Raw genomic sequence first — 22162 nt, 5'->3', positions numbered from 1 at the left:
CAGCCAGTACTTGGCACCGATAACGTTGCTTCCAAGAAGCTCGCTGTTGGTGGCTGCGTACTGAAAATACCGCTCACAAACTCAATATAAACAATTCACTATGGACATAGGGCAAACTCGCTATGAAGTATTTAACTCCCCTCAAGCTGTCGATTTACAGCGTCATGCTTTTCAGTTTCTTTATGCTGGAAAGCCCCGTCATTATGCTGGCTAACCGGATAGAGCCCCTGTTGATGGGTATCCCTTTCCTGTTGGTGTGGAACTTGTTTTGGTGGTTTGTGCTAACGGCGCTTTTTTTGGTGGCCTATTTCACCAACTGGGGCAGCCCAACATCGACACCGGAAAGCGCCACTAAACAACACTAAGACGGGGGATTAAACATGACCGGCAGTCTATTAATTATTGCGGCATTTATGATTATCCCCTTGATGGTGGGGGTTCTATCAGCACGCCAATCGCAAGAAACCAGTGAAGACTTTTTTGTTCAAGGTCGCGCCATGGGCAGTATTGCGGTATTTTTCACCGTGGCGGCGACATGGTGGAGTGCGTTTGCGTTCCTCGGCTCTAATGCCACCTTCTATACCAATGGGCCGGTATTTCTGACCGCGTTAGCCTGGAACCTGCTATTTGGCTTTATGTATTACTGGATTGGTAAACGGGTTTGGTATTTAGGCAAACGATTTAACTATTTAACGCCCTCAGACTTAATAGGCGACTTTTATAATAGCGAGGCGCTGCGCATCACCGTTGCGGCAATTACGCTAATTTTTACCGTGCCTTATTTACAGATTCAACTAACCGGGGGCGCTTACTTAATTGAAGTGGCCTCCGGTGGGTTGATTCCTTTCTGGCTCGCCGCGCTGCTGTTCTACTTCATTATTATTATCTACGTATGGATTGGCGGCATTCGTGCTATCGCCTGGACCGACGTAATTTATGGAGCTCTGCTGTTCTTCGGCATGATGTACGCAGGCTACTATATTTCCACCCAAGTAGGCGGTCCAGCAGCGCTATTTAGCCAGCTTCAGCAAACATCTCCTGAACACCTCACCATGCCAGGGCCTAACGGCACCATGGGATACCCCATGTGGTTCTCGCTGTTCGCCATTACGGCTATTGGTGCTTTTATGGGCCCACAAATCTGGTTACGCATGTACTCGGTCAAACATGGCAAGCTGTTCAACTTAATGCCCTTTTTACTTGGCTTAGCCGCCTTTGCCTATGTGGGTTCGGTACTCTCTGGCTACTCCGGCGTGCTGCTTGAGCCCAATGTAGAAAATCCCGATCAAATTCTGCCCATCATGCTGATGGAGTATGCCCCTTACCTGCTTGCCTCGCTGATTATGGCGGCGGGCGCGTCTGCAGCCATGTCTACAGCGAATTCGCAGATTCATGCGGTTTCCACCGTAGTGACGATGGATATCTATAAGCGCTATGTGAACCGTGAAGCAAGCCAAGCACGGATCGTTTATATCGGTCGTTTATCGTTAGTAGGCTTCTCTCTGGCAGCTTATATCATGGCGCTAACCGTTCCCGGTGTGTTGGTGACTATCGGCATTGCTGCGCTGGCAGGTACCGCACAACTGGTTATTCCTACCATTGGCGCTATCACCTGGAAAAAAGCCCACCCCACTGCGGCTCTCGCTGGGCTTTGGGCCGGTGTTGCCTGTGTACTACTGATGACCTTTGGCCCGCTAAGCGCCCCCTTTGGTTACCACGCGGGTATTTGGGGACTGTTGCTGAACACTGTGCTGTTTGTGGGCCTAAGCCATGGGCTGCATCGTCGTGATACGGCGGTAGTAGAACGCTTTACCCAGGCACGCTACGACTATGATGCCGAGTACCACCCCGAACGCTTGCCTGCATACACCCAAGAAACGACCAGCGCCGCTAACTACAAATAAGGAGTGGGTTGATGACTCAATCCCCTGTTTCAAAGACAGTTTCAACCACTGGTTCAGCCGCTAAGCGCCGGCCCAAGCTTGCAGAACTGATTAGCGATGATATCAAGCGCTGGATTGCCGCCGAGTCATTAGGGGAAGGTGATCGGCTGCCGAACGAAAAAGCGCTGATGGAGCTTTACGGTAGCGCCAAGGCCACTGTGCGCGAAGCGCTCAAGATCCTTGAGGTTGAGGGGCTGATCACCTTAAAAACCGGGCCTAAAGGGGGCGCGGTGATTAATCAGCCAGGCATGGAACCCGCCAGCCGTATGCTGCGTAACTTTCTGCATTTCCAGCAACTGGATGGCAAGCAAGTTTACCAGTTGCGCAAACTGTTGGAAGTAGAGCTGGCGGCATCAGTGGTGGGAAAGCTCACCGAGCACGACTTCCAGCAGTTGGAAGCCAATATGTCGGCCTGTGCCTGTTGCGCGAGCGATGCAGAGGATCACCGACACCAGCGCTTTTTGGAGCTCGAATTTCACCAACTGCTGGCCCGCGTCTGCCCCAACCCTTTGCTCGCGTTTATGTGCCAGTTTTTAAACGACATGCTGCGCGACTTGGTGGTGATCAAAAAAGCCTACGTTCCCGAACGCAAGCAGTTCGATCACGCCAATCAGGACTACCACCGCCAGTTGGTGGAAGCCTACCGCGCTGAAGATATCCAGCGTGTGCGTCAGGTAATGGCCGAACATATGGCCGATGCCGAGCACCATATGAGCGCGCTGGAAGCGGAAATGGCCGCGCAAATGCTGATCAGCAATGATTCTCCCAATATTCAGAACCATCGCTCCAAGCTACATGATTTACCAACGGAAAACCTGTCCGTTTAACCTTGCGAGGATACTGAGATGAACACCTACGTTTCGCCAACACCTGATATCACCAGCCTACGTACAGACAGTGACCGCCTCTGGGAAGCATTAATGGAGATGGCCAAGCTGGGCGCCACCCCTAAAGGCGGCGTTAATCGTCAGGCGCTTACCGATCTAGAACGTAAGGGGCGTGATCTATTTATCCAGTGGTGCAGAGCCGAGGGCTGCACGATACGGATTGATAATATCGGCAATATTTTTGCCCGCCGTGAAGGCAGCGACCCCAACGCTAAAGCGGTAATGGCAGGCAGCCACTTGGATAGCCAGCCTACCGGCGGCAAGTACGACGGCTGCTTCGGCGTACTCTCCGGCCTGGAAGTGATTCGCACCCTTAACCAGCACAACATCACCACCCAATCCCCTATCGAAGTCGTGGCCTGGACTAACGAGGAGGGCTGCCGTTTTCCGCCCTGCATGATGGGCTCTGGCGTATTCACCGGCGAGCTGGCGTTTGACGCCATGATGGCGCGCGCCGACGCCGATGGCGTCACGGTAAGCGATGCCCTGGACGCCATTCACTACCGCGGAAGCGATAATGTCTCGCCAAGCGAGATCAAGGCCTACTTTGAACCACACATCGAGCAGGGCCCGATTTTAGAAGATACCGATACCACCATAGGCGTGGTTATCGGTGGGCTTGGACAGAAGTGGTTTGATTTAACCCTGACAGGGCTTGAAGCCCACGCTGGCCCTACACCGATGAACCTACGTCGGGATGCCATGATGGGCGCAGCCGAAGTCACCCAAGCGCTCAACCGTATCGCCTTTGATCATCAGCCCCACGGGCGTGGCACAGTGGGCTGTATGACGCTGCACCCCGGTTCGCGTAACGTGATTCCCGGTCAGGCCAAAATGACCCTGGATATGCGCCACTGGGAGCCTGAAGCGCTTGAGACAATGGGTCAGGCAGTCGCCGCCGCTGTTGAAGAGATTTGCCAGCGCCATGGCCTTGAATACCACCTGGAACCCACTGCCAATTTCGCCCCTGAATACTTCGACAAAGCGTGCGTGGACGCAGTACGCCAAAGTACAGAGCACCTCGAACTTTCCCATATGGATATCATTAGCGGTGCAGGCCACGATGCGATGTTTGTCGGCCGTGTTGCTCCCGCCGCGATGATCTTTATTCCCTGCAAGGATGGCATCAGTCACAACGAGATCGAAAGTGCGACACCAGAGCATGTCCACGCAGGCTGCAATGTGTTGCTCCACGCCATGCTGAATGCCGCTGGCATCGTCAGCAGCGTTGGCGGAACAGGGGAGTAACGATGGCCGAGACGTTTGAAACACTCACGGCAGTCGACGCATTGGCGCGCTTTGGCGAGGGTTCTCTCTCGCCAGAAACTCTGATTGATGACTGCTTGGCACGGATTACCCGCGATAACCCCAAGGTAAATGCGTTTACCTGTGTGAACGAGGTAGAAGCCCGGCGTTTGGCAGCAGAATCTGCACAGTGCTGGCAGGCAGGTACGCCGCTTGGCCCGCTGGACGGAATACCTGTCACCATCAAGGATTTAACCTTAACCAAAGACCTGCCTACACGGCTGGGCTCGACAACCACGTCACCGGATGGCCCTTGGGAGGTGGATGCACCGATCAGCCGCCATCTACGCAACGCCGGGGCTATCGTGATCGGCAAGACTACCTCGCCGGAGTTTGGCTGGAAAGGCGTCACCGATAACCCGCTACACGGCATTACCCGCAACCCCTGGAATATCCAACTAACGCCAGGAGGATCATCAGGCGGTGCAGGGGCTGCCGCTGCACTTAACCTTGGTATGCTTCACCAGGGCAGCGACGCGGGGGGCTCTATTCGCATCCCATGCAGCTTCACCGGTACCTTTGGTATTAAACCCACCTTTGGCTGGGTGCCTCAGTGGCCCGCCAGCACCATGAGTACGCTTTCTCATTTAGGCCCTATGACCCGCACCGCCGCTGACAGCGCGCTTATGCTTAGCGTGATAGCGCAGCCGGATGTGCGGGATGGCTATTCCGGCAACCCACTTGGGCCGGACTGGCTAACGCCACCCCCTGTTGACCTACGCGGCTGGCGCATCGCCTTTAGCGCTGACTTTGGCTATGTAGAAGTAGCCCCGGATATTGCGCAGCGGGTTGAGGAAGCCGTGGCCCATTTAGAAGCATTGGGCGCGACGGTAGATCGAATTGACCCTGGCTTTAGTGATCCGCTTAAGACGTTTAATACGCTCTGGTTTGCGGGCGCCACCCAAGCGCTCGAAAAACTCAACGAACAACAGCAGGCAGCACTCGACCCTGGGTTTCTGGATATCGCACGGCGCGGGCAGGATGTATCGCTTTCCGCCTACCTCGCCGCCCGGCGTGAGCGCAGCGAATTAACGGCGCAGATGGCGGAGTTTCATCAGCGCTATGATTTGCTGGTCACGCCTACGATGCCCATTGCGCCCTTTGCCGCGGGCCACAACGTGCCACCGGGCGAGCGCTATAAAGACTGGATGGACTGGACGCCGTTTAGCTATCCCTTCAACCTTACCCAACAGCCCGCCGCATCACTGCCTTGCGGGCTGGATAACCAGGGGCTGCCGGTAGGCTTGCACCTTGTAGCAGACAAATATCAAGACCTTAAGGTATTACATGCTGCCCAACTGCTGGAGCGCTACTTGCCGCCACTGACACCACCAGGAATAGCATAACCACACTAGCTGGCTACTTATAAACCAACTGTTTTCGCGCCAGCTCAGCAAACTGTTTACGGGAGGGTTTAAAGCCCACCCCTAGCGGCCAGGCCAGCCAGGTATCGGGTACCATAAAGCCAGGCAGTGCTTCGCGAACCCAGGTGTTTAGCGCCTGCTCTTGGACGGCCTCACCGTGCCAATCGATAAACGCCACCGGGCGCTCGCCCCACTCGGGGTGGGGCACTGCTACAACCAACGCCTGGGCGATGTGGGGGTGGTCGACCAACCGCTGTTCGATGCTTTCTGGCTGGATATTCTCGCCACCGGAGATAAAGCCATTATCGAGCCGCCCTTCCACCACCAGCGCGCCTTCCGCATTGAAGTGGCCCTTGTCGCGGGTGGCAAACCAGCCTTCGTCGTTGAGGGCTGGATCAATCTCGCCCTTATTCAAATAACCGCAAAACAAGGTTTCGCCGCGTACCTGTATCTCACCCTCAACCACCCTCACTTCACGGCTTGGCAGCGGCCTACCGACAACGCCCGGCGAGGTGGGTATGCCGGTGCAAACTTGGCTGGCCATCTCGGATAGCCCATAGCTAACCTTCGGCGTCAGCCCCAAGGAGGTCATCTTTGCCACCAGCGGCGCGGGAATGGCCGCGCCGCCCAGTAGCAGCTCGCGCAGTTGCGTGCGCGGGGGCGTAAAGCCCGCTTTCAGCAGTCGCCACAGCTGAGTAGGCACCAGTGAAAGGTGGGTGATTGACTGCTGTTCAAGGCGCGCGGGAAGCGTTTGCGGATCGTCATCGAGAATCACCCGCCCACCAGCAAGAAAAACGCGGAACGGAATAGCGTAGCCACCGATATGAAACAGTGGCAGCGACAACAGCCAGCCACTGTTTTGATCAACGGGAATAAACGACGCCGAACCGCGGGCGGAGGCTAAATGATTGGCCACACGATGCAGCACCGCCTTGGGCGTACCGCTGGAGCCGGAGGTAAAAATCGTGTTGCACAGCTGATTGCCATTGAGCGCTGGCGGCTCACCTGAGCCAGCTTCCGCCAGGAAATCGAGGGTAATCGGCGTGAGCTGTGAGGAGTAATCAGTGTCGCTTTCCGTTTGGCAAACGCGGCCAGCCTGCAAGCGCTCAGCTAAATTGAGCTGCTGAGCAATAGGGAACGCTGGGTTAAGCGGGCAGAAAACAACCCCGGCCCGCAGGCAGGCCCACGCGAGCAGCAAGGACTCAAGCGAGCCTTTTGCAGGAACCACTAGCCGATCACCTGGCACAAAGCCTTTCCGAGCCAGTTGCTGCGCTAGAGACGCTACGCGGCGATTAAGCGTTTGATAACTTAGCTTTACCGAGCCTGCCTCTATGGCGATATGCTCAGGGGTCTCGTTAGCCCAGTAGTAAATGGGGCAGGTATCTATCACGCTAAATTTTCCATTTTAGAGAGGCAGAGCAGGTTTTCTGTCATCACTAAACCAGCAGCGTCAGTAACGCGCCTGGTGAGCCAATGGCCCGTATCCAGTCCCGGCGGCTCATGGGGCGCCCACTCGCTGGCCAGCCGACTCAACAGCCTAAGACCCAGATCGGACTCAAAGCTGGAGGAAATCACCACGCGAAGATTGCTCGCCCGTGCCCGTTGAACGAGTGCCTCGCAGGCGCTTAGCGAGCCGACCAGCGTGGGTTTGATTACTAGGGCTTTAAGCTGCGGGTGATAGCTCCACTCATCCCTGCGCGATAGCGTTTCATCCAGGGCAACGGCCACCCCCGTGGCTTCTGCAACGGCGATAGTGTCAGCAAAGCCAGCGCAGGGCTCTTCCAGGTAGTCGATTTGTTCTAGGGGTAGGCGCTCACTGAAGCGCTGGGCTTCTTCCCGCGTCCAGCCGCCGTTGGCATCCAAAATCAGCTTGGTCGTCGGCAGCCAGGCGGCAAGCTGCTCGATCAGCGCCAGCTCCTCTTCCATGGCGTAGCGCGCCACCTTTAGCTTAAGCCGAGACGGTGGCGACGCTTGCCAATCGGCGGTTGGAAGAGACTGGATCAGCGCGGTAGGTGAGCCCTGGAGCAGTGGATAGGGCGGTAAAGGCGCAGGAAGATTGAGCGGCCAAGAGCGTTGGGCGCAGTCGAGCCCAAACTGCACCGATGGCAGCATTGGGGAGACTATTTCACCTCGGCTCAAAGCAGCCAAACAGGCCAAACTTTCAGCTTCAGCTTCCGCCAGGGTTTCCGTTGAGAAGCCAGGTAGCGGGGCAATCTCACCCCACTGTCCGTTAATGGAAACTAACAGCCCTTCTCTGTTCGCCAACCGCTCTCTTTTAAACATTAGCGGCTGACGGAACGGGAGGGAGTAGCGGTAGAGCGCCAGCTGCATTAAGGGTTACGCGGGTAGCGGGAGAAATCTGGGCGGCGCTTTTCATTAAAGGCGTTACGACCCTCCTGTCCCTCTTCGGTCATGTAGTAGAGCATGGTGGCATTGCCCGCCAGCTCCTGCAGCCCGGCCTGGCCGTCGCAGTCAGCATTGAGCGCAGCTTTTAGGCAGCGCAGCGCCATGGGGCTGTGCTGTAGCATTTCCCGGCACCAGCGCACGCTCTCTTTTTCAAGCCTCTCCAGCGGCACCACGTGATTGACCAGCCCCATTTCCAGCGCTTGGGCGGCGCTATATTGACGGCACAGAAACCAGATCTCCCGGGCCTTTTTCTGGCCCACAATGCGCGCCATATACGAGGCGCCGTAGCCGCCATCAAAAGAGCCTACTTTGGGGCCCGTTTGGCCAAAAATCGCGTTGTCGGCGGCAATGGTCAGATCGCACATTAGATGCAGCACATGGCCGCCGCCAATGGCGTAGCCCGCCACCATCGCCACTACCGGTTTAGGGCAGGTACGAATATCGCGTTGGAAATCGAGTACGTTGAGGTGGTGGGTGCCCTCTTCATCCTGGTAGCCGCCATAGTCACCGCGAATGCGCTGGTCACCGCCGGAACAGAACGCTTTGTCGCCTGAGCCAGTGAGCAGAATGGCGCCTATAGAGCTGTCGTGGCGGGCGCGATTCAGCGCTTGGGCCATTTCACTAACCGTCAGCGGGCGAAAGGCGTTGCGCACCTCGGGCCGGTTGATAGTGATTCGCGCAATGCCATCGGCAGTGGTGTGGTACAAAATATCCTGATAGCCATCGGAGCGATCCTGCCACTCTACCGGCGCATAGAGTTCCGTTTCAGTGAGTCCTTTGATCATGCCTGTCTCTTCTTATCTGTTAGGGCGAAATGCTTACAGCGAGCCGTTTAACCCAGCATGCCTGTGACGACTAGACCCAGCGCCACAATGCTTAACAGCGCAGCACCACCGTACATTAGCTTTTTATTGAGTATGTCATTGCCCACGCTGATATCAAACATCCCATGGCGTAGGCGGTGGGCGGCATGAAAAAGCGGCAAGCAAACTACCGCCCCCACAAACAGAAAGCCCGGTACGCTGAACAGCAGTGCCGATGCCCGCTCATAGCTCAGCGCCTCGGCAGGCAGCAGGCCAAGGGGCAGTAGAACGGCGATAAAGAGAATCACAGCAGGTAGAACGACGGCAAAACAGACGCCACCCGCGCTAAACAGCCCCCACCAGAGCGGCTCATCAAAGGCTTGTTTATGCTGAGTGTTGTGTTTATTCATGGCTAGTTTTTCCATAATTACGCCCTCCCGAATAGCCAGATAAACAGCAGTGCGACCGCCACTACCCCTGCCCACTGACCAGCAACAATGGCCTGATCAGGCAAGCTATGCCCGGCGATACGCAGCGGCATTACCCGTGGGAACAGCACAAAGAAGGTGGCGGCGTGAAACAGGCTGGCGGCCAGCGCTAGAAGATTCAGCACTAATACGATGGGGGAGCCCATAAAGGCGATCCACCCCTGCCAGCTTTCTGCCCCTTGAAGAAGAGCAACCATACCGGCGAGTAAGCAGAGCGTGAAAAACACCAGCGGCAGCACAGTGGCTTCGCGCAGCATGTAGAGTTTAAAAAAGCGGTGTTTCAGCCACCAGTTGCGTTTCAGTGGCGGCAGGCGTTGCGATGATGATTTATCCATGACGTTCCTCCCCTACCCTTTAAACAGCGCAATGAGTGTGTGTTTGGCCGCTTCGACCTTGCCCTGATTGACCGCAGCGGCGGGGTCAACGTGTTTGGGGCATACCTTGGAGCAGAAGCCCACAAAGGTGCAGCTCCAAACGCCTTCGTGGCGGTTAAGTTCGGCCATGCGCTGCTTCTTGCCGTGGTCGCGGCTATCCAGATTGTAGCGGTGGGCCAGCGTTAGCGCCGCCGGGCCAAGGAACTCAGGATTCAAGCCAAACTGCGGGCAGGCCGAGTAGCAGAGGCCACAATTAATGCAGTTAGCGAACTGCTTATAGCGGGCGAGCTGCTCAGGGGACTGCTGATAGGTTTCCGGCGCCTGGGGGTCATACGGTTTTACCGGGTTGTCATCAATCAGGTAGGGCTTAACCGCGGCCAGGTGCTCAAGGAATATCTCCATATCCACCACCAAATCCCGCTGCACCGGGAAGTGGGATAGCGGCTCGATGCGGATCTCGCCTTCATAATCGCGCAGGAAGGTTTTGCAGCCGAGCTTGGGAATGCCATTCACCATGACCCCGCAGGAGCCGCAAATCGCCATCCGGCACGACCAGCGGTAGCTCAGCGTGCTATCGAGCTGTTCTTTAATGTGGTTGAGGGCATCCAGCAAAGAGGTGCTGTCGTCCACCGGCAGTTCGTACTGCTGCCAGTAGGACTCAGCCGAACTGTCTGGCAAATAGCGTTTAACGCTGATTTGTTTGGTGCTGATCTGCTGGGTGTTCATGCCTTGCCCCCCTTGCCCGCATCGCCATAAGCCCGCTCCGCCGGGGCGGAAAACCGCACATCGACATCCTGCCAGTGTAGCTCGGCATGGGCATCGCCTTGATAAAACACTTGGCTGTGCTTGAGGTAGTTAACGTCGTCGCGTTTCTGCATACCTTCATCCAGGCGCTGATGGGCACCACGGGATTCACGACGTTCAAGCGCCCCTAAGCAAGAGGCTTCGGCAATATCCAGGCCACACTCCAATTCAAGACATTCCAGTAGCTCGGTATTGAATATCTTGCTGGTATCATTAACGCGAACCTTATTAAAGCGCTCACGTAGCTGACGCATGGTACCCAGCGAATGGCGCATGCCCTCTTCAGTGCGGTAAATACCGCAGCCACTCTCCATGGCTTGCACCATGGCGTGCTTGAGTGCTACCCAATTCTCTGCCCCCTCGGTTCCGTCACAGAGCCGCAACAGCTTGGCTTGTTGGCGATCGCCCTGGGCTTCCAGCAAGCGCTCATCAGCCCACTCGGTTTTGGCCGCTCGCTGGCTCGCTTGTTCACCGGCTAAGCGGCCAAATACCAGCAGCTCGGTCAGCGAGTTGGAGCCCAGGCGGTTGGCACCGTGCAAACCAACTGAAGCACACTCCCCGGCGGCGTAAAGCCCGGCAATGGAGGTTTCGCACTGAGGGTCGGTCTCAATCCCACCCATGGTGTAGTGAACCGCCGGGCGAATGGGAATGGGGTCTTTCACCGGATCAACATTGATATAGGATTTAGCCAGTTCACAGATAAACGGCAGGCGCTCCAAAATGTACTTTTCACCCAAGTGGCGTAGGTCAAGATAAACAACGTCGCTGTCGCCAAACTTTCCGGTGCGGCCCGCCTGCTGCTCTTGCCAGAAGGCCTGGGAGAGTTTGTCCCGTGGTCCCAGCTCCATGTATTTGTTTTCCGGCTTGCCCAACGGGGTTTCTGGGCCCAGGCCGTAATCCTGCAGATAGCGGTAGCCCTCTTTATTGAGCAGAATGCCGCCTTCGCCCCGGCACGCTTCGGTAATCAAAATGCCAGAACCGGGCAGGCCGGTGGGGTGGTACTGGACAAACTCCATATCCCGCAACGCCACACCGTGACGATAGGCCATCGCCATGCCGTCGCCGGTGACAATTCCCGCGTTGGTATTGAAGCGGAACAAGCGCCCTGCGCCGCCGGTAGCGAGAATCACCGCTTTAGCGCGCAGCAGGGTCAGTTCACCGGTAGCGATCTGCAGGGCTATAACGCCAATAACCGCACCTTCGTGTACCGCCAGATCGAGCACAAAGAACTCATCAAAACGCTCAATCTCTGGGTACTTCAGCGAGGTCTGAAACAGGGTGTGGAGCATATGAAAGCCGGTTTTGTCGGCCGCAAACCAGGTGCGTGCGGTTTTCATGCCCCCGAAGCGGCGCACCTGCACTTGGCCATCGCCTTTACGGCTCCAGGGGCAGCCCCAGCGCTCCATCTGCACCAATTCTTGATAAGCGTGATGAACAAAGTAGTCGACGACGCCCTGCTCAACCAGCCAGTCACCGCCTGACACCGTGTCGTCGAAATGCGCTTGGTGGGAATCTTCGGCACTGGTGACGGCGGCAGCGCCACCTTCAGCCGCCACGGTATGGGAACGCATGGGGTAAACCTTGGACATCAGCGCTATGCGCTGGGGAGTGCCCTGCTCTTTGGCCTGCTCGGCAGCCCCGATAGCAGCGCGTAAGCCTGCACCACCCCCACCAACAATGACGATATCAAAATCTCGCTGTTGCATGAAAAGCCCCTTCATTAGCCAAGTCAAAGGTGGTACTGGCGGCAATCTGCGCTGCCGTCTTGTCTATTCGAACTTACCATACAAGGGGAAGGCCCTGTTCATTAGTCCAAAGGACTATTGATGTACATCAAGAAAGGGAGGAATCGAGCTAGCATCACTTTTACCCTAGTGCTGCACCGCCTACTCTTCAAATCACTCACTGCCGGGCAGACCACTGCCCACCAAGCAAAAAGAGCACACTACCAACACTGAAGAGAGGTGCCGCATGACGACCGATGCTCAACCCTCACCGCGATGGAAACTGTTAGCGCCGCTAGCAGTTGCTATCATCGTCGCGCTGATACCCACTCCCCTGGGGCTTGCGCCTCATGCGTGGTACTTTTTCGCCATTTTCCTCGGCTGTGTGGTTGGCCTTATTCTTGAACCATTGCCGGGCGCAGTGGTGGGCCTGGTCGGCGTTACCCTGGTGGCACTACTTTCCCGGTGGGTGCTGTTCTCTCCGGAGCAACTGGCGACTGACGGATTCAGTGCTGCTAACCAAGCATTCTCATGGGCGGTGTCGGGCTTTACCAATTCCACCGTATGGCTGATTTTCGGCGCATTTATGTTTGCCTTGGGGTATGAAAAAACCGGACTCGGCAGGCGAATATCGCTTTGGCTGGTCAAGGCAATGGGAAAACGTACGTTGACTCTTGGCTACGCGGTGATGATTGCCGATGGCATTCTGGCGCCGTTTACGCCCTCGAACACCGCACGTAGCGCAGGCACGATCTACCCCGTGATTCGCAACCTGCCGCCGCTTTACGATTCGCACCCCAATGACCCCAGCATGAAGCGCATGGGCAGCTTTTTGATGTGGACCGCGCTGGCTTCCACCTGTGTGACCAGTTCGCTATTTTTGACCGCTCTGGCGCCCAATCTATTGGCGATCGCGCTAACCGAGAGCGCGACAGGTATTCATATCAACTGGGGGCAGTGGTTTATGGCAGTAGCACCTGTCGGCATTCTGCTGCTCCTGCTGGTGCCGCTGCTGAGCTACTGGCTATGCGCGCCCGAAGTGAAAGCGGGGAATGAAATCTCCGACTGGGCGGGGCAAGAGTTAACCAAGCTGGGAGCACTGACCCGCCATGAAATAATGCTGGTCATTATGGTGGTCACCGCCCTGCTGCTATGGATTTTTGCGGGCGATATTATCTCTGGGTCGCTGGTAGGCTTGGTGGTGATCTGCGGCATGCTGTTAACCGGCATTGTGACCTGGAGCGATATTCTCGATAACCGAGCAGCCTGGAATACCTTTGTATGGTTTGCCACCCTGGTGGCACTAGCGGGCGGGCTCAGCCAAGTCGGCTTCGTTAACTGGTTTGGCAATGTGGTTGGCGGGCAAATAAGCCACTTCAACCCCCTAATGGCCATGGTGGCGCTGGTGGTCATTTTCTATCTACTGCACTACTTCTTTGCCAGTGTTACTGCCCACGTTACCGCCTTGCTACCGGTGATTCTGGCAGCGGCATCAGGCATTGTCGGTCTGGATATGCAGATGTTTGTTCTGCTACTGCTACCCACACTTGGCTTTATGGGCATTCTGACCCCCTACGGCACAGGGCCAAGCCCGGTTTACTACGGCAGCGGCTACCTGCCCAGCGCGCTATTTTGGCGCCTAGGGGCGATCTTCGGGCTGCTATTTCTGGTAATTTGGCTGGTGGTCGGCCTGCCCTGGTTAATGGTGATCAGCTGATAAACATTAGCCTAGCGTGCGATACCAGGCATTGAGCTGCTGAGCAATCATCTCAGGTTGCTCAGCATGAAGATTGTGGCCCCCTTCCAGCGTGATATGGCGCAGGCGCGGGGCCATTGTTGCCAGATGAGACGCCAGAGTGTGGAACTTGATGTCCCGCTGCCCCGAAAAGTACCCCACCGGTAGCGAGGTGCTTTCCAGCCACTGCCAAAGCGTAGGCTGTTGACCCAAGGAAGTTGATTGCAGCATGCTGGCAATAGCTGGCCCATGATTCGCTAGCCGACGTTGAATCTGCCGACCGCGCTGAACCTCGGTTAAGTCGGCGAACACCGGCTGCTGGTACCAGTCGGCAAGTACGTTTTCCAATGGTTCCTGCTCGAAGCGTGTTGCCCAGTGCTCATCGTGCGCAATTCGGGCAGAGCGCTCACTGGCGGGCAGCCCTGGGTGGGCACTCTCCAGCCAGAGTGCTTCCAGCCCCGGTGGCTGACGGCTGGCATGGTACAGCGCCAAGCGCCCGCCCAGGGAGTAACCCAGTAGGCAGTAATGGCGAACACCGTGAGTTATCAGTGTATCGCCAAGCCAGCGGTGAAAGGCCTCAAAAGAGCCTACCTGCACGTGGTGATTCTGGCCGTGGCCGGGTAAATCCAGCGCGAGGGAGTTGATGCCTTCCAAGTCAGCGATGACCTCACCCCAGTCCTGAGCATCGCCCAACAGACCGTGGAGCATTACCAGAGTCGGCGCCTGAGGTTTACTGCTCACGCGGCTCCCCTCGAATCGCTGCGCCAAGATGCTTGAGATCATTGGCCACCTGCTGATGGGGCACGTTAATCTCAATCAACGTAACGCCCGCCTGCAAAGCCTGAGTGTAGGCCGCCATAAAGGCATCCAGTGACTCTGGCGCGAAGTAGCCAAGCCCAAACATCTTCGCCGCATGCTCGAAGTGCAAGCCGTGGGGCTGGCGATAATAGCGCTCCAGCAGATCGTCTTCTTTAGGCACCGGCAGCATATGGAAAATACTGCCACCATCGTTATTGAGGATAACCACCACCAGAGGCTGCGTGGCCTGCTTTAACAGCGCCAAGCTGTTGAGATCATGCAGTGCGCTGGTATCCCCCAGCACAATAGTAGTCGGCTCTGAGCATGTGCAACTGAGGCCGTAAGCCGTGGCAATAAGACCATCAATACCGGAAGACCCGCGATTGGCAAATACCCGTACCGGCGTTTGGCGATGCGTACCCAGCATATTCATTAGCCGCGCGGGCAGGCTATTGCCTATAAACAACTGCCCTTCAGCCAACTGCGCTAAAAGGTGACAAACACCCAACTCTGAGAATGCTGTACAGCGCTCTTCCACAAGCTGACTAGTGCGTCGTTGGAGGCTGGCCAGCTGATGGCAGGGAGGTTGTTCAGGTATCGTTGGCAAAGCGGCTATAAAGTCGGCGGGCGAGCATATCAAACGGCGCTTAACACAGTAGTCGGGATCCAACCGCTGGGGCAGCGGATCAACCAACCAGGCATCCTGCCACGGTTGTTGGGCAATAAATTGCGTTAGCCGTTTCGAAATTAACCGACCACCAAACTGCAGCAGTACCTCGGCTTTGGCGAGTTCAGCGCAGAAACGCTCATCATTCAGCGCTAGATCAAAGTGAATCAGATTTTGAGGGTCAAAATGAATTTGGCTCTGTATGTCGGCCAGTAGCGGCCAACCCAACTGCTTGGATAGCTCAACAATCTGCTGCGCCTGCTGGGAGTCATCAACCCTGCCAACCACAATCAGGCCACGCTGCTGGGCAAACGTTACCCACTCGTTGTTGAGCGCTGGAACCGCAGTACTGAATGACCAATCACTCCACGGTTTTGAAGTCGTCAGCCAGTCCCTTAGCGGGGCGAGATAATCACCGGTATCCACCAGGCAGTTGCCGGGGTAAAGCGGTTCGCGATAACGGCAATTAATGTGAATCGGCCCGGGCATACGGCGTTGCTGATCAACAGCTTGATCAACAGTACTGAGTAGAAACGCTGCTTTTATCTCAGCATCCGGCGGCGGCAGGTCGTGGTGAACAATGGTGTGGCGGGAGAATATATCCCGCTGATCAATCGCCTGATTGCTGCCGTTACCCAGCAGTTCAATAGGGCGGTCGGCAGAGAGCACAATAAGCGGGACGCCGAGTAAATTTGCTTCCACCACCGTCGGGTAAAGGTTGGCCACGGCAGTGCCTGAGGTAGTGATAATAACGACCGGGCGCTGACTGCCCCGGGCAATGCCCAGCGCCATAAACCCCAGTCCACGCTCGTCAAAATGGCAGTGGCAGCGCAGCCCGGCATGCTCGCTGGCGGACATAGTCAAAGGCGATGAACGGGAGCCTGGCGCCAGGACTACATCGCGCACGCCTAAGCGGTAGAGTTCCTCCAGTATTAGTGCCGCCCATATATGATTAAAGGTGGCGTACTCTTCCATAAAACCACTCTTCACAAAACCGTCCGATGTCAGTGCTGTCATCTACGTTATCCCATCCCAAGCAGCGACATAATGTCAGCAATTTTCGTATCCAGTTCGTGCCACTCCTCGTCTGGCTGGGAGCCTGCCACAATGCCTGCACCGGCATAAAGACGAATCGCTTCTGGGCCGATATGGGCGCAGCGAATGGCCACCGACAGATCGCTGCTGGTGTGACTAATTCGCCCGAAAACGCCCGCATACCAACCGCGTCGATGGCGCTCATGTTGGCGAATAAATGCCAGCGCCGACTCGCGGGGAACGCCGCCTACCGCCGGGGTAGGCGGCAGCACTGCTAGCAACTGCTGGTCGGTGACGTCTCGGTGCAACTCGGCGTGAATCAGACGACGGATATGCTGCACCGAGCGCAGCTTAACAATATGCGCCTCGCCCATGTCCACTTGAGAAGAGAGCGACTCAAGCTGGGTCAAAAGCTGCTGATAGACACACTGGTTTTCCAGACTGTTTTTCTTATCGGCAAGCAGTTCATCGGCAAGCGCTTGATCTTGCTGGGCATCCCGCCCACGGCGAGTGGTACCCGCCAGCGCCTCGGTCATTAAATGCCGTCCTTCACGCTTGTAGAGCCGTTCCGGCGGGCAGCCGATAAAGGCTTCATGGGGAGTAAATTGGACGCCAAAGTGAAAACAGTCGGCGGCACCGGCCTGCCAGCGTGCTAGCAGCGCCCAAGGGCTGGGCGTTTCAGGTGTGGTTAGGCACGTCTCCCGTGAGAGCACCACCTTGGGTGTGTGACTCAGGTGATCAGGATGGGTGACCTGCTCTACCGACGCCGCCCACTCTTTCTGCACAGGATGGTCTTCACGCTGATAAACATGAGGCAGCCAACAAGGCAGCCGTTGCTCCTCTTCCAGCGCAGCCAAACAGGCACGAGCCTGGGCTATCTCGGCCTCTGGGCAGCAATCATCAAAGCGCAGATTGAGTGATAACATCACCCCCGCTTGCTGGCGCCTAAGCTCTATACGCGGCAGCAAAAAGTGGCAGCCCGGAAAGTGCTCCCACCCTGGCGTACCGGGGTCGAAGGCCATGCCCCCGAAGTAGTCCGGCTGCTCGCCACCACTATCGGCCAGTGTGGCAAGGTCGGCCTGCAGCGCGGCTAGCGAATCAAACGCCCTAACAACCCCTAGCGCAGCATACTCAACGGCGCCAGCATCACGGGATTGCCAATAGAGACGGGGATAAACGCTTTGCACGTTTAACCACCCCATCAGGTTACCGACCTGACAGGGCGTATTTAGGCGCATAAACCCTTTTTTATCCGTATGACGAAGCGCATCAAGCTGATGTTTGAGTGCTTCAATAGGGTGTGTAACGTGCATAATTCGCCTGTTAGACCCGCGTTTTCAATTAACTACCAGCGTACTTCAAGCCTAGCTTTTTTTTCATATAGGGCAGCACCCACCGATCGCCACCCAACCGCCCCGCATTGGCACCCGCCACCAGCAACAAGAAAGTCAGCGCAATCATCCATGGATTAGTGGACACCGTGCCTGCCATCAAAAACGACATGTTCATCACGATGGCGAAAAATGCAGCAAACGAGGTCAGCACACCAACGATCAAACCCAGGCCAACTAACACTTCTCCCAGCGGTATAATGAAATTAATGACATCCGCATTGGGCAACGCAAAATTCTCTAGAAAGGCGACATAATTAGGGTAAACCGCGCTTCCCTCGCGCATCACAGGGTTGGCGACAGCATTGCTTAAGAAGCCCTCGGCGTTAAAGCCACCGGTCATTTTACCGATGCCTAAGGTTAGCCAGGTGATGCCTAAATAGAGCCGTAGCAGTAACCAAACTACCGCCATATATTTGTTATGTCTAAATAAGTCGCCAATCATCGCGTAAACTCCTGGTGTAGGGTGACCAGCAGTGTGGGGGAAGACAGCGCCGCTAGTTTTGATATGGGTCTACTTTTTAGCACTTAATCATACATTGCCGAATGTTTATTAAATGAAAACGGTCAACAGGAATATCAACGGAATGGATCAAAATAGTAAGTGCCGCCACTACCAAGCCTGGGTATTAGCTGCTCGCCCCCGAACGCTACCGCTAGCCTGTGCTTCCATTCTGCTGGGCAGTGGGCTAGCCGCGAGTGTGGATGCTCTGAATATGGCAGTACTTGTACTTGCCCTGCTGACCGCTATTGCGCTTCAAGTGCTGTCTAATTTAGCCAACGACTACGGTGATGCCGCATCGGGTGCCGATGACGAACAGCGTATAGGGCCTGCAAGAGCGGTCTCTTCAGGTTTGCTTACCCCGGAAAAAATGCGCACGGGAATGATCATTGCGGCCACGGTTGCCGCGTTACTGGGGCTATTATTGCTGGTCGCCGCGTTTGGAAATCAGTGGGGGCAAATCCTCATCTTCATTCTCTTAGGGGCTGCGGCCCTGTTGGCAGCAGTGACCTATACCGTTGGTCTAGGTGGCCCCCCTTATGGCTACCGAGGGTTTGGGGACATTGCGGTCTTTATGTTTTTTGGTCTGCTTGGCGTATTGGGCACCTACTATCTACATGTACAGCAACTAGGCTGGCTGCCGTTTTTACCTGCTGCCGCCTGCGGTTTGCTGGCAACCGCCGTGCTCAATGTGAATAACGTGCGCGATATCGAAAGCGATGCGCGTAACGGCAAGATCACCGTGGCGGTGCGCCTTGGCCGCACTAAGGCGATTCGCTACCACTGGGCGCTGCTGGGATTGGCGCTGCTCCTTACCTTGAACTATTTAGTTGCGCTGCCGGTGTCGTGGGTGGGATGGAGCTGCCTGCTGGTGGTCAAGCCACTGACTGACGCAGCCAGAACGTTAAGCCATACCCGTGATGGCGAGATGCTAACCAATATGCTGAAGAAAACGGCCATTTCAACGCTGCTTTATAGCGTACTGCTCTCTATTGGCTTGGCATTGTTTTAAAGCCCCCAAAGCGGGGCAACCACCCCGCTGACAACCTGCTTCGTTTAGCCGTACACGCCTTACAGCACCACCTCATAACCTTCAAACTTTGGTGGGCCAAGATAAATACCTTCGGGTGACTTGGCATTGGCATGGGCCTTCCGGAACGCATCTGACTTAGTCCAGGCGCGGAAGGCTTCTTCCGACTCCCACACGCTGTGGGAGATAAACACGGTGTGATCTTCCTGGCTTTCACCCTGCAGCATCTTGAACTGTTTAAAGCCCGGCACTTCATCCAAGTGAGAGTCGCGGTTACGCCACACCTCTAAAAAATCCTCTTCGCGGCCTGGGGCAATCCGAAAACGGTTCATCGCGATATACATCGTTACTCTCCTACTAGTTTGTTCCTGCAGAGTTGATCCTGCTGGATTGATTACGCAAACGCTACCTTGATGGTAACGTCATGGCATAGTGACGAATAGCTCTCAACCGTCAGGTATCAGTATTATTAATGGCTAAGGCACCTATCCAGGTCGTTTGGTTCAAACGCGAGTACGCATTCATGATCACGCGCCGTTTGCTAACGCAGCCGCGGCGGGCCCCACGTTGCCCGTATTCGCCATTGAACCCGACCAAAGAAGCCAGCCAAGTGATTGTGGATAAACTCGCCAGCCAGCGATGCCCAAGCCAACGCACGAAAACAAAATATTGAAAAACCATAACGGCTAGACTCACTCCGCTCTCAACAAACCTGCACGATCTTACAATACGCTTATCAACTTTTCTCATACGCTTCCAGCATAGCAGCTAGCTTCAATGTTCTGCTGTAAGCCCATTAGCCATAACTAAAAAATTCACATTTTGGGAAAAAGTGATTGGCAATGATGAATAAATATTTAAACACCAAAAAAGTGCTCTCTGCTTCAAATACAGCAGAGTATCGGGTTCTGCTTCCGCTGCTATTGACGGCCATCTTTGCAATAGCACCTGTTAGCATGCTATTCGGCTTTACTGCTTACAAAGCAGACTGGAGCATTGTCGAAATTTTTCTCGTAAGCCTACTAGGCTTTTCTGGGAGCGGGCAGTTTGCCGCTCTACCTCTCTCTGAGTCTGGGGCCAGTTTTTTAACTATTGCTTTCGTTACCACTATGATCAATAGCCGATATTTTGCAATTTCGCTTTCATGCTCAAAAAAATTACCAAAAAACAAGCTGCTTAAGGTTTTTGCGTCCCATGCACTCGGCGACGAAGCGTACGCTATTGAGCAGGGACATAACCAAAGAGCCATGCTGATAATTCGCTTCACCATTTTCGGGTGCTGGATACTATTCGGGGTAACAGGTGGTATTGTAGCAGGGCTTTTTCCCAACCTTTTACCTGATGGGATTAATGCCAGCATACCTGCAAGCTTAGTGCTTCTTTTTCTTGCCATCTCGTATCTTAAAAATCGACCCTATAAAAGTGGCTTGATCACTGTTCCAAAGGCAATGCTAGGCTTTATCATAAGCGGATTTCTCTACTACACCCTTGGTGCTGTCTACTTTTGGATCCCATCTGTAGTTTTATTATCCGCTACCTATTATCTATTAAAGAGCAGGGACTGAGGGCATAATATGATGAATAATTTCTGGGTGATTATGGCTCTTTTATTAACAAGCCTCATGGTAAGAGTCCTGCCCTCTTTGATCATTGTCAACTTCGGAGAAAAGACTCAGAATCTGATCGATGAAGTACTACCTAGCTCTATTTTCATTTGCTTCATTACTTACATTGTGATGCCAGAAGTAACTAACGGGCTATCTCTATCCTTTTTGGCTTTTATTTCAGTAGTCATACTAGCCATCATATTAAAATTCGGTTTGATTTTTACCACATTCATCGCTACTACTTTATATTACGTATTGAGCTGAGAAGCTTGTAACATGAAAGTCTTTCAAAGGCAGAGTACATTGATTGCCAAAACGGCCAATCCGCTTTGCTTATCCACATATTCCGTTGCATGATTGCCCTGTCTTCAGCCAACAGCAGACAACTTACCGCCTATGCTAAATTCTTTTTTCAATACGCAGATAGAAAGATTCGAAGCCTTTTTCTCTGGCGTTGCTTTCGAACCTCACCGGCACGATACGTATGCTGTTGGCAGAACGCTGGCAGGGGTGCATTGTTTCAATTACCGAGGTGAAAAAAGGACTAGCTTGCCGGGCAATACCATTGTGATTCATCCAGATGAACTCCACGATGGTGAGGCGGGTACGAACGAAGGCTTCCACTACCGCATCATGTATATTGAACCACGCGTGCTTCAAACTGTGCTTGGTGGTCGCCCTTTACCCTATATAAAGGATGGCATTAGCACAGACTCTCGACTTTATGCCGCCACAGAATTCCTCATGAATGATTTAGATACGGCTCATGAGCAACTTGAAGAGGAAGACATCCTTTTTGAGCTAGCCAACGTTCTTGCTGCTGTGGCAGGACATAAAAGAGGAAGGGTGGCATATGACTATAGCGCTGCAGAAAAGGCTAGAGAATATATCCACTATTCGTTGGATTCTCAGATTACACTGGATGACTTAGCATTAGTAAGCGGCCGCGAAAAATGGAGTTTATCAAGAGACTTCAGGGCACTATACGGAACAAGCCCATACCGCTATCTAACTATGCGGCGCCTTGCGTGCGTAAAACACTATTTGACCCAGGGCTATTCGTTGTCGTACGCCTCGATGTTAGCTGGTTTCAATGACCAGAGTCACATGACAAACCACTTTAAGAAAGCCTTCGGTCTTACCCCCACTCAGTGGTTGTCTAGGTTTATGAAAGACTATAGGGTCAAAGGCTAAGCACACGGCAACTCAAAAACATTCAAGTTTCCTCTATGAAGCACAAAACCCGCCAATCGCCAACAGCTTTCGCTGTTGACGATGGCGGGTTAGATGACGCTAAGA

The 22162-nt window shown here is 54.7% G+C and carries 21 protein-coding genes; 9 read left to right on the top strand and 12 right to left on the bottom strand.

What is annotated here, in order from left to right:
* The first annotated feature begins 122 nt into the window (after positions 1-122).
* Genes ACW17M_RS13795 through ACW17M_RS13775 form a run of 5 tightly spaced genes read left to right on the top strand, consistent with a single transcriptional unit; the run spans position 123 to position 5481 of the window.
* Positions 123-365, top strand: a complete 243-nt coding sequence (locus ACW17M_RS13795; RefSeq protein ID WP_041158699.1) for a hypothetical protein — start codon at positions 123-125, stop codon at positions 363-365.
* Positions 366-380: 15 nt separating this feature from the next.
* Positions 381-1904, top strand: coding sequence for a sodium:solute symporter family protein (locus ACW17M_RS13790; RefSeq protein ID WP_457547640.1), 1524 nt, complete (start codon positions 381-383; stop codon positions 1902-1904).
* Positions 1905-1915: 11 nt separating this feature from the next.
* The gene (locus tag ACW17M_RS13785) at positions 1916-2770 is read left to right on the top strand and encodes a FadR/GntR family transcriptional regulator (protein ID WP_039857328.1); all 855 of its coding nucleotides are present in this window, start codon (positions 1916-1918) and stop codon (positions 2768-2770) included.
* Positions 2771-2788: 18 nt separating this feature from the next.
* Complete coding sequence (locus ACW17M_RS13780; RefSeq protein WP_457547639.1) at positions 2789-4078, top strand: Zn-dependent hydrolase; 1290 nt, start codon at positions 2789-2791, stop codon at positions 4076-4078.
* 2 nt (positions 4079-4080) lie between these two features.
* Positions 4081-5481: an amidase gene (locus ACW17M_RS13775; protein WP_457547638.1), complete on the top strand. Its 1401-nt coding sequence runs from the start codon at positions 4081-4083 to the stop codon at positions 5479-5481.
* Positions 5482-5494: 13 nt separating this feature from the next.
* Here ACW17M_RS13775 and menE read toward each other — a convergent pair whose 3' ends face one another.
* The 7 genes from menE to frdA are packed head-to-tail and all read right to left on the bottom strand — an operon-like array spanning position 5495 to position 12080.
* Complete coding sequence (gene menE / locus ACW17M_RS13770) at positions 5495-6889, bottom strand: o-succinylbenzoate--CoA ligase (protein WP_457547637.1); 1395 nt, start codon at positions 6887-6889, stop codon at positions 5495-5497.
* A complete protein-coding gene (gene menC / locus ACW17M_RS13765; protein ID WP_457547636.1) occupies positions 6886-7830 on the bottom strand; it encodes an o-succinylbenzoate synthase in 945 nt (314 codons plus the stop codon). Before menC ends, menE begins: the two co-directional genes overlap by 4 nt.
* The gene (gene menB, locus ACW17M_RS13760) at positions 7830-8690 is read right to left on the bottom strand and encodes a 1,4-dihydroxy-2-naphthoyl-CoA synthase (protein WP_230803392.1); all 861 of its coding nucleotides are present in this window, start codon (positions 8688-8690) and stop codon (positions 7830-7832) included. Before menB ends, menC begins: the two co-directional genes overlap by 1 nt.
* A gap of 47 nt (positions 8691-8737) precedes the next feature.
* Positions 8738-9118, bottom strand: coding sequence for a fumarate reductase subunit FrdD (gene frdD / locus ACW17M_RS13755; protein WP_457547635.1), 381 nt, complete (start codon positions 9116-9118; stop codon positions 8738-8740).
* 17 nt (positions 9119-9135) lie between these two features.
* Positions 9136-9531, bottom strand: a complete 396-nt coding sequence (locus ACW17M_RS13750) for a fumarate reductase (RefSeq protein ID WP_041158705.1) — start codon at positions 9529-9531, stop codon at positions 9136-9138.
* A gap of 12 nt (positions 9532-9543) precedes the next feature.
* Positions 9544-10296 carry a succinate dehydrogenase/fumarate reductase iron-sulfur subunit gene (locus tag ACW17M_RS13745; RefSeq protein WP_009285922.1) on the bottom strand — a complete coding sequence of 251 codons (753 nt, stop codon included), beginning with the start codon at positions 10294-10296 and terminating at the stop codon, positions 9544-9546.
* Entirely contained in the window at positions 10293-12080 is a 1788-nt protein-coding gene (frdA, locus tag ACW17M_RS13740; RefSeq protein WP_457547634.1) for a fumarate reductase (quinol) flavoprotein subunit, read from the bottom strand. The genes ACW17M_RS13745 and frdA overlap by 4 nt, the downstream gene beginning before the upstream one ends.
* A 265-nt stretch (positions 12081-12345) precedes the next feature.
* On the opposite strand from frdA, the gene ACW17M_RS13735 reads away from it, so the two are divergent.
* Positions 12346-13815: an anion permease gene (locus ACW17M_RS13735; RefSeq protein WP_457547633.1), complete on the top strand. Its 1470-nt coding sequence runs from the start codon at positions 12346-12348 to the stop codon at positions 13813-13815.
* A 6-nt stretch (positions 13816-13821) separates the two neighbouring features.
* Here the strand turns inward: ACW17M_RS13735 and menH are convergent, their stop codons facing one another.
* The 4 genes from menH to ACW17M_RS13715 are packed head-to-tail and all read right to left on the bottom strand — an operon-like array spanning position 13822 to position 18169.
* Entirely contained in the window at positions 13822-14574 is a 753-nt protein-coding gene (menH, locus tag ACW17M_RS13730) for a 2-succinyl-6-hydroxy-2,4-cyclohexadiene-1-carboxylate synthase (protein ID WP_457547632.1), read from the bottom strand.
* Entirely contained in the window at positions 14564-16315 is a 1752-nt protein-coding gene (gene menD, locus ACW17M_RS13725; RefSeq protein WP_457547631.1) for a 2-succinyl-5-enolpyruvyl-6-hydroxy-3-cyclohexene-1-carboxylic-acid synthase, read from the bottom strand. Before menD ends, menH begins: the two co-directional genes overlap by 11 nt.
* Positions 16316-16320: 5 nt before the next feature.
* Complete coding sequence (locus ACW17M_RS13720) at positions 16321-17646, bottom strand: isochorismate synthase (protein WP_457547630.1); 1326 nt, start codon at positions 17644-17646, stop codon at positions 16321-16323.
* 28 nt (positions 17647-17674) lie between these two features.
* Positions 17675-18169, bottom strand: coding sequence for a DoxX family protein (locus ACW17M_RS13715; protein ID WP_027957070.1), 495 nt, complete (start codon positions 18167-18169; stop codon positions 17675-17677).
* A 142-nt stretch (positions 18170-18311) separates the two neighbouring features.
* Between ACW17M_RS13715 and ACW17M_RS13710 the strand changes: the two genes are divergently transcribed.
* Entirely contained in the window at positions 18312-19238 is a 927-nt protein-coding gene (locus ACW17M_RS13710; protein WP_457547629.1) for a 1,4-dihydroxy-2-naphthoate polyprenyltransferase, read from the top strand.
* A gap of 59 nt (positions 19239-19297) precedes the next feature.
* Here the strand turns inward: ACW17M_RS13710 and ACW17M_RS13705 are convergent, their stop codons facing one another.
* Positions 19298-19600, bottom strand: a complete 303-nt coding sequence (locus ACW17M_RS13705) for an antibiotic biosynthesis monooxygenase family protein (protein ID WP_022521683.1) — start codon at positions 19598-19600, stop codon at positions 19298-19300.
* A 498-nt stretch (positions 19601-20098) separates the two neighbouring features.
* Here ACW17M_RS13705 and ACW17M_RS13700 point away from each other — a divergent pair, with 498 nt between their 5' ends.
* Both ACW17M_RS13700 and ACW17M_RS13695 read left to right on the top strand, forming a co-directional pair.
* Positions 20099-20821 carry an AzlC family ABC transporter permease gene (locus tag ACW17M_RS13700; protein WP_457547676.1) on the top strand — a complete coding sequence of 241 codons (723 nt, stop codon included), beginning with the start codon at positions 20099-20101 and terminating at the stop codon, positions 20819-20821.
* 438 nt (positions 20822-21259) lie between these two features.
* A complete protein-coding gene (locus ACW17M_RS13695) occupies positions 21260-22057 on the top strand; it encodes a helix-turn-helix domain-containing protein (protein WP_457547628.1) in 798 nt (265 codons plus the stop codon).
* Positions 22058-22162: the final 105 nt, after the last annotated feature.

This window comes from Vreelandella sp. 2A-K22 (assembly GCF_054065485.1).
Note: the sequence above shows the minus strand (reverse complement) of the source record. Positions and strands in the feature narration are given on the sequence as shown.